At 65.4% G+C, this 14,273-nt stretch carries 12 protein-coding genes; 5 read left to right on the top strand and 7 right to left on the bottom strand.

Features of this window, described 5'->3' with window-relative positions; all coding sequences use genetic code 11:
* Position 1: 1 nt before the first annotated feature.
* Together IFT75_RS07555 and IFT75_RS07550 are read right to left on the bottom strand one after the other, a co-directional pair.
* Entirely contained in the window at positions 2–262 is a 261-nt protein-coding gene (locus IFT75_RS07555; RefSeq protein WP_122478948.1) for a YeaC family protein, read from the bottom strand.
* A gap of 82 nt (positions 263–344) precedes the next feature.
* Positions 345–1,268, bottom strand: coding sequence for a LysR family transcriptional regulator (locus IFT75_RS07550; RefSeq protein WP_122713041.1), 924 nt, complete (start codon positions 1,266–1,268; stop codon positions 345–347).
* 108 nt (positions 1,269–1,376) lie between these two features.
* On the opposite strand from IFT75_RS07550, the gene IFT75_RS07545 reads away from it, so the two are divergent.
* Together IFT75_RS07545 and IFT75_RS07540 are read left to right on the top strand one after the other, a co-directional pair.
* On the top strand, positions 1,377–2,579 hold the full coding sequence (locus IFT75_RS07545) for an MFS transporter (RefSeq protein WP_192054083.1): 1,203 nt from the start codon (positions 1,377–1,379) through the stop codon (positions 2,577–2,579).
* A 554-nt stretch (positions 2,580–3,133) separates the two neighbouring features.
* Positions 3,134–4,060, top strand: coding sequence for a DNA-3-methyladenine glycosylase family protein (locus IFT75_RS07540; RefSeq protein ID WP_192054081.1), 927 nt, complete (start codon positions 3,134–3,136; stop codon positions 4,058–4,060).
* 38 nt (positions 4,061–4,098) lie between these two features.
* On the opposite strand, the gene IFT75_RS07535 is transcribed toward IFT75_RS07540, so the two are convergent.
* The 3 genes from IFT75_RS07535 to IFT75_RS07525 all read right to left on the bottom strand — a co-directional run bounded on the left by IFT75_RS07535 (position 4,099) and on the right by IFT75_RS07525 (position 8,251).
* On the bottom strand, positions 4,099–5,805 hold the full coding sequence (locus tag IFT75_RS07535; protein WP_192054079.1) for an amidase: 1,707 nt from the start codon (positions 5,803–5,805) through the stop codon (positions 4,099–4,101).
* A 17-nt stretch (positions 5,806–5,822) separates the two neighbouring features.
* Positions 5,823–6,203 carry a RidA family protein gene (locus IFT75_RS07530; protein WP_192054077.1) on the bottom strand — a complete coding sequence of 127 codons (381 nt, stop codon included), beginning with the start codon at positions 6,201–6,203 and terminating at the stop codon, positions 5,823–5,825.
* A gap of 77 nt (positions 6,204–6,280) precedes the next feature.
* The gene (locus tag IFT75_RS07525; RefSeq protein WP_192054075.1) at positions 6,281–8,251 is read right to left on the bottom strand and encodes a BCCT family transporter; all 1,971 of its coding nucleotides are present in this window, start codon (positions 8,249–8,251) and stop codon (positions 6,281–6,283) included.
* A 228-nt stretch (positions 8,252–8,479) separates the two neighbouring features.
* On the opposite strand from IFT75_RS07525, the gene IFT75_RS07520 reads away from it, so the two are divergent.
* Positions 8,480–9,247, top strand: coding sequence for a CHAD domain-containing protein (locus IFT75_RS07520; protein ID WP_192054073.1), 768 nt, complete (start codon positions 8,480–8,482; stop codon positions 9,245–9,247).
* Between the two features lie 25 nt (positions 9,248–9,272).
* On the opposite strand, the gene IFT75_RS21590 is transcribed toward IFT75_RS07520, so the two are convergent.
* Complete coding sequence (locus tag IFT75_RS21590; protein WP_446731062.1) at positions 9,273–10,313, bottom strand: methyl-accepting chemotaxis protein; 1,041 nt, start codon at positions 10,311–10,313, stop codon at positions 9,273–9,275.
* Positions 10,314–11,170: 857 nt separating this feature from the next.
* Between IFT75_RS21590 and IFT75_RS07510 the strand changes: the two genes are divergently transcribed.
* Together IFT75_RS07510 and IFT75_RS07505 are read left to right on the top strand one after the other, a co-directional pair.
* Positions 11,171–11,599: a DUF2231 domain-containing protein gene (locus tag IFT75_RS07510; protein WP_192054069.1), complete on the top strand. Its 429-nt coding sequence runs from the start codon at positions 11,171–11,173 to the stop codon at positions 11,597–11,599.
* Positions 11,596–12,888 (top strand): PQQ-dependent sugar dehydrogenase, encoded by a 1,293-nt coding sequence (locus tag IFT75_RS07505; RefSeq protein ID WP_122478964.1) that lies wholly within the window; start codon positions 11,596–11,598, stop codon positions 12,886–12,888. Before IFT75_RS07510 ends, IFT75_RS07505 begins: the two co-directional genes overlap by 4 nt.
* A gap of 85 nt (positions 12,889–12,973) precedes the next feature.
* Here IFT75_RS07505 and IFT75_RS07500 read toward each other — a convergent pair whose 3' ends face one another.
* On the bottom strand, positions 12,974–14,170 hold the full coding sequence (locus IFT75_RS07500) for an aminotransferase class V-fold PLP-dependent enzyme (protein WP_192054067.1): 1,197 nt from the start codon (positions 14,168–14,170) through the stop codon (positions 12,974–12,976).
* Positions 14,171–14,273 lie beyond the last annotated feature (103 nt).

Below are 14,273 nucleotides of genomic sequence, written 5' to 3'. Positions count from 1 at the left end.
GTCAATGGATCGAATCCGACTTGAACAGGATGTTTTCGATCGGCGCGGACTTCGAGGCGCACTCTTGCGGGCCCATGTAGCCGGTACGCTGATCTTCGGGCAGGTTCTTCATTTCCCAGGCGATGATGGCCTGCAGGGTCAGTTCTTTCTGCTCGGCGGTCAGCTTGCGGCCATCGGACCATTTGCCGATCTCGACGGCCAGCTTGAGGCTTTCGTAGATATCAGGGGTGATGTTTTCGATCATGTGGGCGAATGACGACATGCGGAGGCCTCCAATGGATGCTGGCATTTTAAACGGTGTACCGAGTGCGTAAAGCGAAATCCCGGCCCCCGGCCATAGACCACTAGGCAACCGAGCCGGCCGGGGTCAGTCGCGCGGTGAGGAATTCCAGCAGGGCATGCACCTTGGGCAGGGCTTCACGGCTTTTCAGCCACACCAGGTTCATTGCCAGGCCGTCGGTGGCCAATGGCGCGAGCACTTCGACCAGCGCGCCGCTGTCCAGATGCCGCTGGATCAGCCAGGTCGGCAGCTGGGCGATGCCCTGCCCGGCAAGCACGGCCATCACCTGCCCTTCGCCATCGCCAACGGCCACGTGCGGATGAATGGTCCGTCGCTCCATGTCGCCAGCCTGGCGGCCCTTGAAGTACCACGGATAGACCGTGCCATCGGTCTGCCCATAGCCAACGCAGCGATGCTGTTCCAGCTCACGCTCGCCCTGTGGCGTGCCGTGCTCGTGCAGGTAGGCGGGCGCTGCGCAGAACACCAGCCGCTGACGCCCCAGGAAGCGTCGCCCGACGTTGCTCGGCCAGGCATCGGAACCCCCGATGCGCACGACGATGTCGATGCCTTCCTGGACAGGGTCGACGAAGCGGTCCGAGAACGACACGTGAGGCTGCAGCCGCGGATGCCGCGCAGCGAACTCGAGAATCAGGGGCAGCACGTGCAATCGGCCGTAGGACGCAGGCAGGTCGATGCGCAGGCGGCCATGGGGTTCGCGCTGCTCGGCGCTCATGGCCAGTTCCACCTCTTCGAGGTCGGCGAGCACGCTGGTGCAGGTGCGGTAGAAGGTTTGCCCTGCCTCGGTCAGCGCCAGGCGTCGGGTGGTCCGCTGGAACAGCCGTACGCCGAGTCGCGCTTCCAGGCGCGCAACGCCTTTGCTGACCGCCGAGTTGCTGAGGTTCAGGCGTTCGGCGGCGGCAGTGAAACTGCCCAGGTCGGCGACGCTGACGAAGACGTCGATGCCCTTGAGGCGCTCCGAGGAAAACATCGCATCTCCGATTGGTGAATTCAGTTCAATTCACAAGGTAATTAATGGCCGGGATTTTCCAGGACTTCCCCAATAGGCTATTACAAAATCTTTCAGGAGTTAAGTTCGATGTCTTCTTCCCACATGGCCGACGCCGCGCCGTCTGCCTCGAGCAGCAGCGCTTCCGGCGTGCAGATCCTGATCATGGCCGTAGCGGCCTTCATCATCGTGACCACCGAGTTCCTGATCGTCGGCTTGTTGCCGAGCCTGGCACGAGACCTGGACATTTCCATAGCCCTGGCCGGTCAGGTGGTAACCCTGTTCGCGTTCACCGTGATGCTGTTCGGACCGTATCTGACGGCGCGCCTGGCGCACGTCGAGCGCAAGAAGCTGTTCACCCTGATTCTGCTGGTGTTCGCGGCGTCCAATGTGCTGGCGGCGGTGTCCACCAATATCTGGGTGCTGGCCATCGCTCGCTTCATCCCTGCCCTGGCGCTACCGGTGTTCTGGGGCACGGCCAGTGAAACCGCCGGCCAACTGGCTGCGCCCGGACAATCCGGCAAGGCCGTGGCCAAGGTGTACCTGGGCATTTCCGCAGCGTTGGTGTTCGGCGTTCCGCTGGGCACCGTGGCCGCCGACCTGATCGGCTGGCGCGGGAGCTTCTGGGTGCTGGCTGGGGTGTCGCTGCTGATTGGCGTGCTGATGCATCTGGTAATGCCGAAACTGCCCGGCTCGCCCGCCGCCGCTGTCGGCGAGAAGCAGACGGCGATCCTGCGTCAGCCGCGCTTCCTGGCCCACGTGCTGCTGTCGGTGCTGACCTTTACCGCCATGTTCACCGCCTACACCTACCTGGCCGACATCCTCGAGCGATTGGGTGGTGTGCCGGCAGGTCAGGTCGGCTGGTGGCTGATGGGCTTCGGCGCAGTCGGCATGCTGGGTAACCACTTGGGTGGCAGCATGGTCGACCGACGCCCGCTGGGGGCGATGGTGGTGTTTCTGCTGGTGCTGGGCGCAGGCATGACCGCTGCGGTGGCGCTGGCCGAGCAGCGCGCCTGGTTGATCGCGGCACTGATTGCCTGGGGCATCGCCTATACGGCGCTGTTTCCGATCTGCCAGGTACGCGTCATGCAGGCTGGCGCCAAGGCCCAGGCCCTGGCGGCGTCGCTGAACATCTCGGCGGCCAATGCCGGCATTGGTCTGGGCGCTATTTTCGGTGGCCTGGGCATTCGTCAGTTCGGCCTGGAATCCCTCAGTCTGCTGGCCACCGGCGTGGCGGTGCTGGCGCTGATCGTAGCCCTGCTGATGATCAAGCGCCCGGCAGCCGCCAAGTAATCGGATGGTCTGTAGCAGCGGCGCGAGCCGCGTCGGCGGGCAAAGCGGTGTGTCTGGATGAACGCGGTAAGGCCAGACGCGGCTTGCGCCGCTGCTACAGGTCGGTGGGGAGAGGGTGTAGCAGCGGCGCGAGCCGCGTCGGCGGGCAAGGCGGTGTGTCTGGATGAACGCGGTAAGGCCGGACGCGGCTTGCGCCGCTGCTACAGAGGAATGCGGTATGCAGCCTCAACGGCGATCGAATGTAGCAGCGGCGCGAGCCGCGTCGGCGGGCAAGGTGGTGTGTCTGGATGAATGCGGTGAGGCCGGACGCGGCTTGCGCCGCTGCTACAGAAGAATGCGCCAAGCCGCCTCGACGGGAATTGGGTGTAGCAGCGGCGCGAGCCGCGTCGGCGGGCAAGGCGGCGTGTCTGGATGAACACGGTGAGGCCAGACGCGGCTTGCGCCGCTGCTACAGGTCGGCGGGGATTGGATGTAGCAGCGGCGCGAGCCGCGTCGGCCGTGGATGCAGCAAAGTGGAGGGATGCATGGTCTGAACCGGCAAGGAGTTTTTCACCATGCCCTCACTCAGTACCGACATCGAGCTGTTCTATCAGCCGCCTTTCGACTGGCAGCGCCTGCTCAGGTTCTACGGCGGGCGCTCCAGTGCCCTGGTCGAAACCGTCATCGACGGCGTCTACCTGCGCACCGTCGAATGGCAGGGTGACGAAGGCCTGCTCAGTGTCCGCCAGGACCCCACCCGTGACTGCCTGATCGCGCGCATCGATGGACCGGCCAGCGTTCACCTGCCCGCGCTGGTGCCACGCCTGCGGCGCATGTTCGATCTGGATCTCGACCCGCAGCGGTTGCACGCGGCGCTGGACAGCGACCCCTGGCTTGGTCGCCTGCTGCTGCAGACGCCGGGACTGCGCGTGCCTGGCACCTGGTCGACCTTCGAGCTGATCGTGCGCACCATCGTCGGCCAGCAAGTCAGCGTCAAGGCGGCCACCACCATTGCCGGGCGTCTGGCCGAGCGGGCCGGGCGGCCGGTGGCGCTGCCACAGCACCCACAAGTCGCGTGGCAGTTTCCCACTCCCGCTGCCTTGGCCGAGGTCAACCTCGACCGCATCGGCATGCCCGGCAAGCGCGTGGCCGCGCTGCAGAACTTCGCCGCTGCAGTGGCTTGCAATCAGGTACAGATCGAAGCGTTCGTCGATGAACACACACGTACCGACCTGACGCCCCTGCGCCAAGGCCTGCTGACACTGCCGGGCATTGGCCCGTGGACGGTCGAATACGTGGCGATGCGTGCCTGGCGCGATGCCGATGCCTGGCCGGGCAGCGATCTGGTGATCATGCAGGAGATCACGCGCGCGCACCCCGAGCTGCTCAAGCCCGGTCATCAACGGCTGCGCAGCGAAGACTGGCGGCCATGGCGTGCCTACGCCGTCATGTACATCTGGAATGAGCTCATGGACCGCACCGATGGCCAGCGTGGCGGCTGACACCCGAGCGCCATGACGCCCAGGTGTCAGCCGTACGCTCAGCGCTGCAAGGGTGGCGTGCGGGGTGGAATCGCCCGGCGGTTGCCCGTGGCTTCGAAGGCCGCGGCGAACCGCAGCAGTTGCGTGTCGTCGTAGGCGCGGCCGGCGAACGTGAGACCCACCGGCATGCCGATGTCGGCCATCAGGCCCATCGGCACGGTCACGGTCGGCACGCCCAAATGGCGGATCGCCAGATTGCCGTTGGCCACCCACACACCATTGCTCCAGGCGATGTCCGCCGCGGCCGGGTCGACGTCGGCATTGGCCGGTGCCACGTCGGCGACGGTAGGAAACACCACGGCATCCAGCTGCAGTGCCTGCAGCCAGTCTTCCAGGTCGATCTTGCGGGTGTGTTCCAGTGCACGCAGGCCCTCGGCGAGGGTGTCGATCCGGTCCCACGGGGTGATGCCCCGCTCGGCCATCTTCACGTACTCGTCCATACCGGCGGCCAGGTCGCCTTCGCGGTTGGGCAGCGTGCCGGGGTCGTGCGGAAAGATCAGCGGCCCATCGACGTCCACCAGACGGTTGAGCGCCGGGTCGCCATTGGCGCGCAGGAAATCGTCGAACGCCCAGGCGGTCAGGTCCCACAGCTCATGGTGAAGGAACGCCGGGTCGACGATGCCGCGGTTGAACACGGTTGGCGCACCCGGTCGGTCGCCTTCGCAATTGGACACCAGAGGGAAGTCCACTTCCACGACTTCGGCGCCGGCAGCCTCGAGGGCGCGCCGTGCCTGCTGCCACAGTTCGATCACCGAGGCACGGGTGTGGATGCGCTGCCCGGTCGGGCCGCCAATGCCCGGTTGCTCCGCCGTGCCCGCCAGCGGGTCGGCATTGATGTACATGCGCGGAACGCCGAAACGCTTGCCTGCCAGTGCCTCGGCGGGCGCGGCCAGCTCCAGGTAGGACGCCGGGCGCACGCTGGCGACCTGGGGTATCGGCACCCAGGGTTGCAGGCGCCACAGGTCGCCCCGGGTGTCGGGGTCGTCGGCGACCACCACGTCGAGGATTTCCAGCAGATCGGCCATGGTGCGAGCAAATGGCACAACCACGTCCATGGTCGGCGTCAGTGGCCAGTTGCCGCGCACCGAGATGATCCCGCGCGAGGGTGTGTAGGCGCACAGACCATTGTTGGACGCAGGGCCGCGCCCGCTGGACCAGGTTTCCTCGGCCAGGCCGAAGGCCGCGAAACTGGCGGCGGTCGCGGTGCCGGCGCCATTCGACGAGCCGGACGCGAAAGGCGCCGTGAGAAAGTCGGCGTTGTACGGGCTTTCGGCGCGCCCATAGACACCGCGCTGCATGCCCCCGTTGGCCATCGGCGGCATGTTGGTCTTGCCCAGACAGATCGCCCCGGCAGCGCGCAGGCGCTCGACGGTGAACGCATCGCGCTGCGCCACCAGCCCGGCGAAGGCCGGGCTGCCGGAAGCTGCGGTCAGGCCCTTGACCAGGTAGCTGTCCTTGGCCGTGTAGGGGATGCCATCGAGCGGCCCCAGCGTCTGGCCACTGGCGCGACGTGCATCCGCCGCGCGGGCTTCGACCAGCGCCGAGGGATTCGGCACCACCAGCGCGTTCAGCGCGGTGGGCGTGTCGGCGCCGTCGTAAGCAGCGATGCGCTGCAGATAGGCCTGGACCAGCTCGACAGCGGTGGTCTGGCCGTTTTCCAGCGCGGCGCGCAGTTGCGCGATGGAAACCTCGGTGACTTCGATCATGCTGCTCTCCTGCACGATCAGCCCTTGGCTGCCATGGCGGTGACTTCCACGCGCATGCCTGTGGCAGCGAGCGCGTTGATGCCCACCGCCGCACGCACCGGCCAGGGCTTGGCGAAAAAGCGCTGGTAGACCTCGTTGAACGCGGGACGATCAGCCATGTCGGTCAGGTAGATGGTCAGGTGCAGGACGCGATCGAGCGAACTGCCCGCCGCCTCCAGCGCCACCTTCAGCGCCTGCAGCGTGCATTCGCTCTGCTCGGTGATGCTGCCCAGCTCCAGGCTGCCGTCGGCGCGGGTCGGGATCTGGGTAGTCACCAGCAGGCCGCCGAAGCCTGCAACGTCCGAGGAAATCGACTCGGGGTCGGGGTCTGGCAGGAACGTGATGTCGGAATGGGCCATGGGAGGCTCCTGAAATAAGGGATGGCAATGGCCGGCATGTTAACGCCCGGCCATTGCAAATTGAAACGGCGTGAAGCTCAACCCACCAGGTGCAGGAAGTGCATGTGCCGCTCGTAGTGGTCGAGAATGTCGCCGATCACCTCGTCGCGGGACCAGCCCATCACGTCATGATCCTGGCCACCCTCGCGCAGATGCACTTCGGCGCGGAAGTACTTGCGCTCTTCGCCCGGCGGCCCGCTCATGACGAAGCTGGGTGTGGCATAGGCATGGGGCCTGATCTCGTAGATGAAGGCGGTGTCGGTAGGACCGACGCTCAGGCGCACGCCGCCCTCCTCGCCATCTTCCACGGTGCAGTCGTAACCCTGCAGGCGCCATTCCTCGGCAACGCCAAGGCACGCCGGACGCGCCACGTCCTCGATGAAACGAACCACGTGGGCACGCCGCGGAAACATCGCCAGGGTACGCAGGCGGCGCTGCCAGGTGCCGCCGGTACGCGGCGTGCTTGGCGAGATGGCGAGCGCCTGGTGACGCAGGTCACGCTTGGTGGCGTCGAGCTTGAGCGCCTTGAGCAGGCCGCGCATGCTCAGCAGCAAAGCCAGGGTAAAGGGCAGCGCGCTGGCGATGGTTGCGGTCTGCAAGGCCTTGAGGCCGTCGGCCAGCAGCAGCGCGATCGCCACCAGGCCCATGCTGGATGCCCAGAAGATGCGCTGGCGCACGGGGGTGTTTTCCGAACCGCCGGACGCAAGCATGTCGACCACCATGGCGCCGGAGTCGGCGGACGTCACGAAGAACACCACTACCATGATGATCGCCAGCGCGCTGATCACCCCGGAAAACGGGAAGTGCTGGAGAAACGCGAACAGTGCCAGGGAGGTGTCCTTGTCCACGGCAATGCCCAGGTCCACCATGCCCTGCTCAAGGATCATGTGGATCGCGGTGTTGCCGAACACGGTCATCCACAGCAGGGTGAACGCGGTAGGCACCAGCAGCACGCCGGTGACGAATTCACGAATGGTGCGGCCGCGCGAGATGCGCGCGATGAACAGCCCCACGAACGGCGACCAGGCCAGCCACCAGCCCCAGTAGAACAGGGTCCAGCCGCCGATCCAGTCGGTGGGCTGGTAGGCATTGAGGTTGAGCGTGCGGCTGACGATTTCGCTCAGGTACCCGCCGGTGTTCTGCACGAAGGTCTGCAGGATCAGCACGGTGGGGCCGAGAATCATCACCATGGCCATCAGCAGCACGGCCAGCCCGAGGTTGAGCTCGGACAATCGGCGGATGCCCTTGTCCAGACCCGACACCACCGACAGCGTGGCCAGCGCAGTGGTGCCGATGATCAGCGCGATCTGGATCGGGATCGACACCGGCACGCCGAACAGCGCGTTGAGGCCGGTGTTGATCTGCGCCACGCCGAAGCCCAGCGAAGTGGCCACACCCAGCACCGTACCGATGATGGCGAAGATGTCCACGGCATGCCCGATGGGGCCGTAGATGCGCTCGCCGATCAGCGGATAGAGTGCTGAACGCAGGGTCAGCGGCAGGCCGTGGCGAAAGCTGAAATAGGCCAGGATCAAGGCAACGATGGCGTAGATGGCCCAGGCATGCAGGCCCCAGTGAAAGAAGGTGATCTTCATCGCCTCGCCTGCCGCAGCGACCGTGGCACCCTCCCCGTAGGGCGGGTTGAGGAAATGCATGACCGGCTCGGCGACGCCGAAGAACATCAGGCCGATGCCCATGCCTGCCGAAAAGAGCATGGCAAACCAGGTCATGCTGCTGTAGTCCGGGGTGCTGTGGTCCGGGCCCAGCTTGATGTCGCCGTAGCGACTCACGCCCAGGAACACCACGGTGCCCAGGATGATCGCCACGGCCAGGATGTAGAACCAGCTGACGTTGGTGAAAATCCAGTCTTGCACCACGGCAAAGAAGGTCTGCGCCTGCCGCGGCATCAGGCTGGCGAACAGCACCAGCAGCAACAGCAAGATGGCCGATATCCAGAATACCGGTGGGTTGAGGGTCGAGGGTTTGACGGGGTCTGACTTCACAGTCATCGAAAAGCTCCTGGTGGGACGTGCAGCGCTTGCCTGCGGTGGAAAGTGTAGGTGTGACCGCACTGGGCCCTCGAGGTTTAGCGGACAGGAAAATCAGTCACCCGTTTGCGGTTGATGTATTTGCAAACATATTCATCCGTGCACTTGGGCAACGTTGGCCAGGCCTTCCGGTCTATCACTGAACAGGCGTTCGCGACGACGCTGCGTGACTATCTATTGGAGGATTCGATGGCATTTGTCGACAGCTATGTGAAAGAGATCATCGCACTGGAAGTGGCGCTCTTTCATGCGCGGGTACGTCTGCAGGCAGCGACCGACGAAGAGGCGCTGCACGATCTGCGCATTGCCGTACGGCGCATTCGCAGCCTGTTGATACCGGTTCGTGCGCTGCCGGCGCTGCAACCGCTGCTGAGCGCAGCCAAGAACGTGGGCCGCTTCACCACGCCCACCCGCGATCTGGAAGTCATGGTGCAGGAGCTGGAGCGGCGTGGCTTGCACGGCGCGGCCGACAAACGTCGCGCGCGGCTTGCAGGCGAGCATCGGGTGATCGTCGACCATTCGAGCCTGAACGCCCTGTTCAGTGCGCTGGACACCTGGTCGGCCGCGTTCCGCGCCAGCGAACTGGGCAGCCACTCGCGAGCGTTCGAAAAGCTCGTGATCAAGACCCTCGACAAGCACGTGCGCAAGCTGCGGCACGCCTTGAAGGATGCCGAGTTCGACCGCCACGAACTGCGGATCCTGGTCAAGCGCACACGTTACCTGATCCAGGCGTTCGGGGACCTGTCGCCGCTGTCGCCCAAGGCGGAGAAATCCCTCAAGGCGGTGCAGTCGGCACTGGGCTCGTGGCACGACCATCACCAGTGGTGCATCAAGGTCAAGGTCGAGCCCGACCTGCAGCCGCTGCAGCGGGTCTGGGAAGAGGCGTCGGCCATGGAGCTGGCCAAGGCCGAAGTGGAGATGCGCAAGCTGGCGCGGCTGCTGCCCAAGGGCAAGTAGCGCCAGCTGGCGGCGGGGCGCTCGCTCAAGCCGCCTTGATGCGCGCGGTGACCTGAGCCAGTTCCGCCGACAATTGATGCAGGTGGCTGCTGGCAGCCTGGGTGCGCTCGACGCTGCCCTGGTTGGTGGTGGCGATGGCGGTGATTTCAACCAGATTCTGCGCGATGTCTTCGACCACCGCGTTCTGTTCCTCGGCAGCGGTGGCAATCTGCCGGTTCATGTCCCTGATCGACTCGATGGCCTGGGTGATGCGAGTGAGGGTCTGACCCGCCGCCACCACTTGCTCGGCGCCCTCGTCGCTGCGCTTCTGCCCGCTTTCGATGGCCTGCACGGCGTTCACCGCGCCGGTCTGCACGGTGTCGATGATCTGATGGATTTCCTGGGTGGAGGCGGCGGTGCGCTGCGCCAGGGTACGCACTTCGTCGGCCACAACGGCAAACCCGCGGCCGGCATCGCCCGCGCGCGCGGCTTCGATGGCGGCGTTGAGCGCGAGCAGATTGGTCTGGTCGGCAATGCCGCGGATGACTTCCAATACCTTGCCGATGCGGCCACTGTCGTCGCGCAACTGACGAATGACATCGCCGGTCACGGCAATTTCACCGCGCATGCGGGTGATGGTATGGATGGTGGCTTGCATCGCCTGCTCGCCGTCCTGGGCTTCGCGGTCGGCGTCATCCGCCGCAGTGGCGGCGCCAGCGGCGTGGCGTGCGACTTCCTGGGCGGTCGCAGACATTTCCTGCATCGCCGTGGCCACCTGGTCGGTGCGTTCGAACTGCTCGCTGGTGCCTTGCAGCATGACTGCAGCGATGGTGTTGAGCTCGCCGCTGGCCTGGTCCAGATTGGCCGTGCTGCGTTGCAGGCGGGTGAAGGTGTCGGCGAGGAAATCACGCAGGGTGTTCGCGGCCACGGCCAGGCGACCCAGCTCGTCACGGCGATGGCTGACCACACGCTCGGCCAGATGGCCCTGGCTCAGACGGGCCACGTAGTCGATCAGATCGCGTACCGGGGTGACCAGGTTGCGGTTGACCAGCCACAGGCTCAGGGCCGTGATCAACAGGCCCGACACCAGCATGATGGCGATGCCCCAGATGATCGCCTGGTGGCCTCGGTGGTTGATCAGCAGCGATTGTTCGTCGGCGAGTGTACGCAGTTCGCTGACCAGGGCATTGAGCTGCTCGCTGGTAGCGCGGTCGACGCCTGCCACTGCGCGGTCACCGCTGGCAGCATCGGCGCCGCTGGCCAGGAAGGCGTTGCGCCCCTTGCGATAGGCTGCACCCAGCACCGCGTGTTCGGCGCGCAGGCGTTGCGCATTCTGACTGATGCCGGCGGGCACCCCCGGCAGCTCGCCAAGGGCTTGCAGGGTCGCCGCCACCGCGCGTTCCTGCTCCTCGAACTGCGCCCAATACTTGTCCGCCGCCTTGGCATCCTTACCGCGCAGCAGCACGTTCTTCCATTCCTGCACCTGGGTCTTGAACTGGACGTTGGCCCGGTCCACCAGTTCAGTGGCACGCAAGGGGCCCGCCACCAGCGCCGTGTAGTCATCCAGGCTGGCCGCAAGAAACTTGAAGCTGCCCAGGGCAATCAGCAGCAGGATCAGCAACCCACTGGCCAGCAGCGCCAGGACCTGTGCGCGCAGAGACGTTTTGAACATGACAGACCTCGAGAAGGAGAACCCTGCGAAAGCATGGGCTGGCGTTGTATCGGCCACTCGAGGCGATTGCTTGAACGAAGATCGCGACGCCCGACGGCCGGTGGCGTCTGGCTCGGGCCATTGCGCTGGGCTGCGCATGCGCCGCGTAAAATATTTCGACACGAAGCCTGGTGAACTAACAGTTGGCGTCGGCGATCCCTTGCTATGCGCACCCTGCGCCCCTGACGAGCCGGTACACCCGTGCCGATGTTGTCCAACGATGAGGAACAATCGTGACCACTTCTACCCAACTCGCCTATCGACACAGGCCAGGCCCGCTGCATGCGATTTTTCTGGCTGGCACCGTGCCGCTGTTTCTCGGCGCCCTGCTCAGTGATATCGCCTACTCCCAGAGCTACCAGATCCAATGGAGCAACTTCGCCGCCTGGCTCATCGCCGGTGGCCTGGTGTTCTGCGGGCTGGCGCTGGTCTTTGCGCTGATCAACCTGATCCGTGCCGAGCACAAGGGCGGCCGTGCGGTGCTGTATTTTCTGCTGTTGCTGGTCACGTGGGTGCTGGGCCTGGTGAACGCCTTCGAGCACGCCAAGGATGCCTGGGCGGTGATGCCCACCGGGTTGGTCATGTCGGTGGTGGTGACCGTACTGTCGCTGGTGGCGGCATGGATCGGCTTGAGCAATCTGCGTTCGGGAGGTGTTCGATGAAATATTCAGGCGCATTGACGGCCTTGAGCATGGCGCTGCTGCTCGCCGGCTGCGGCAGCGAAGCCGACAGCACCCAGGCACGCGGGCCCGACCCGAAGTTGCCGGAAGCGCAGCGCGGCCTGCTGCCGAGCATGAAGATCGCCGAGCCGGTGGCGTGGGGTGACAGCAAGCCGACCGTGCCGCAAGGCTATACCATCAGCGCGATCGCCACCGGCCTGGCCATCCCGCGGCAGACCCTGGTCTTGCCCAATGGTGACATCCTGGTGGCCGAGGGTCGCGGTGGCAGCGCCGCCAAGCTCAAGCCCAAGGACGTGATCGCCAGCTACATCAAGGCCCAGGGCAACACCCAGGTCAAAGGCGGCAACCGCCTGACCCTGCTGCGCGACGCCGATGGCGACGGCACCTATGAGCTGAAAACGGTGTTCGCGGAAAACCTCAACGCGCCCTACGGCCTGGCCTATGCCAACGGCAAACTGTACGTGGCCAACCAGGATGCCCTGGTGCGCTTCGACTACACCGACGGGCAGACCAAAGCCAGCGCGGCACCGACCAAACTGGCCGACCTGCCGTCGGCGATCAACCACCACTGGACCAAGTCGCTGGCCATCAGTGACGACGCGCGCTACCTGTACGTGGGCATCGGCTCCAACAGCAACGTGACCGAACGCGGCATGGAGGTCGAGATCGACCGCGCCATGGTCTGGCAGATCGATGCGCAGACCGGTGCGCACAAGCCCTACGCGACCGGTATACGCAACCCGACGGCGCTGACCATTCAGCCGGGGACCGGCCAGCTGTGGGCGGTGGTCAACGAGCGTGACGAATTGGGCCCGGACCTGGTGCCCGACTACCTGAGCTCGGTACGTGAAGGCCAGTTCTATGGCTGGCCGTACAGCTACTGGGGCCAGAACGTCGATTCCCGCGCTCAGCCGCAGAACCCGGCGAAAGTCGCCGCTGCGGTCAAGCCCGACTACAGCCTGGGCTCCCACGTGGCTGCACTGGGTGTGGACTTCTCGATCCCGGCCATGGGCGAGAAATTTGCCCAGGGTGCATTCGTCGGTGAGCACGGCAGCTGGAACCGCGACAATCCCGTGGGCTACAAGGTGATCTTCGTGCCGTTCGCCGGTGACAAACCCGCCGGCGAGCCTATCGACTTCGCCACTGGCTTCCGCGGCGACGATGGCAAGACCCGCGGCCGCCCGGTGGGCGTCACGGTCGACCCGCGTGGTGCGCTGATCATCGCCGATGACCTGGCCAACACCATCTGGCGGGTCACCCCCAACCGTTGAGGCCGGCCTGGGGGCGCCCTGCCCTTGGGTGATCTGGATCTGCGCGGCGCCCGCCGCGCGGATCTTGTAGTGCAACCGCGTTCACTCACTCGCTCATCAGCGCCAAGGCGCTCGCCAGGGCATACATGTCGGCTGGCGTGGTGTTGATGCCTGGCGTCACCCGTATGCAGGGTCCGCACGCCGAGCCGGCGCGGGCCACCGTGAAGATATTGAACTGCGCCAGCAACTGGTCGATCTTGCCTTGTTGGTCCTCGACGTCGCGAAAGCGGAACGAGGCGATGCCGCACGCCAGGCGCGGATCGTCCGGCGTGAGCACTTCAATGCCGGGCAGCGCACGCGCCGCCGGCAACCAGAGGTCGCGCAGGTAGCGCAGGCGTGCACCTTTCACCTGCCAGCCCCCCAGTGCCTGGTGTTCGGCAAACACGGTCGGCAGGCTCATCAGCGCCGGCACATTGGGGGTGCCATAGGGTGTGAGGCAGCGTATGTCGTCGGCCGGGTAGCTGGGGTTGCCCATGTCCGGCGCGAAATCGGCCAGGCGCTCGCGGCGTACGTGAATGACCCCGAGGCTGAGCGGCGCGCCGATCCATTTCTGCAAATTGAAGCCGGCCATTTCCACGCCCATGTCGGCGAGATCGACCTCCATCTGGCCCAGTGAATGCGCGCCGTCGAGAATCACGTCGATCCCATGCGCACGGGCTTCGGTGGCGATGGTTTTGACCGGCATGACCAGGCCGGTGCGATGGGTAACGTGGGTCAACGCCATGAGTTTGAGCCGTGGGTGGGTGGCGAAGGCCTCACGGTAGCTGTGCAGCAGGCCGTCGTGGGTTGCAGGGTGGGCATGGACCAGGGTGACCAGCTCGACCCCGCGCGCCTGCTGCAGCCAGTCGAACGCGCCCTGTACCGAACCGTAGTCCAGGTCGCTGATCAGCACCTGGTCGCCCGGCTGCAGACGCTGGTAATTGCGGATCAGGGAATAGAGGGCTTCCGACGCGCTGCGGGCGAAAGCCAGCTCGTCGGCAGGCACCCCCATCAGCTCGGCGAGTTGCTGGCGGATGGCTTCGGCCTGGTGCTTGTCGAAATGCTCACGGACCTGCACCGAGTTGCCGCGGTTGACCTGCCTGATCGCATCTTCATAGGCCTGTACCACGCCCTCGCTCATGCGCCCGAAATAGCCGCCATCGAGGTTGATTGGCCCATCGTCGCGCGGGTAACGCGCTGCAACGTCCTTCCAGAAGGTTTCATCCATGGCCAGTTCGGCAGGGCTTTGCGTTACGCAGGGCATGACAGCGCTCTCGGTTGGAAAAGCCTGTGAGCATCGCCGCGCCGCTCGCGCGATGCAAGCGTCGGCGCCGACCGTCGCCGGGCATGAGTACAGCGCCAATGGT

Source organism: Pseudomonas sp. CFBP 8758 (genome assembly GCF_014841725.1).
Lineage (GTDB): Bacteria > Pseudomonadota > Gammaproteobacteria > Pseudomonadales > Pseudomonadaceae > Aquipseudomonas > Aquipseudomonas baltica.
This window is presented reverse-complemented; position numbering and strand designations above follow the sequence as displayed.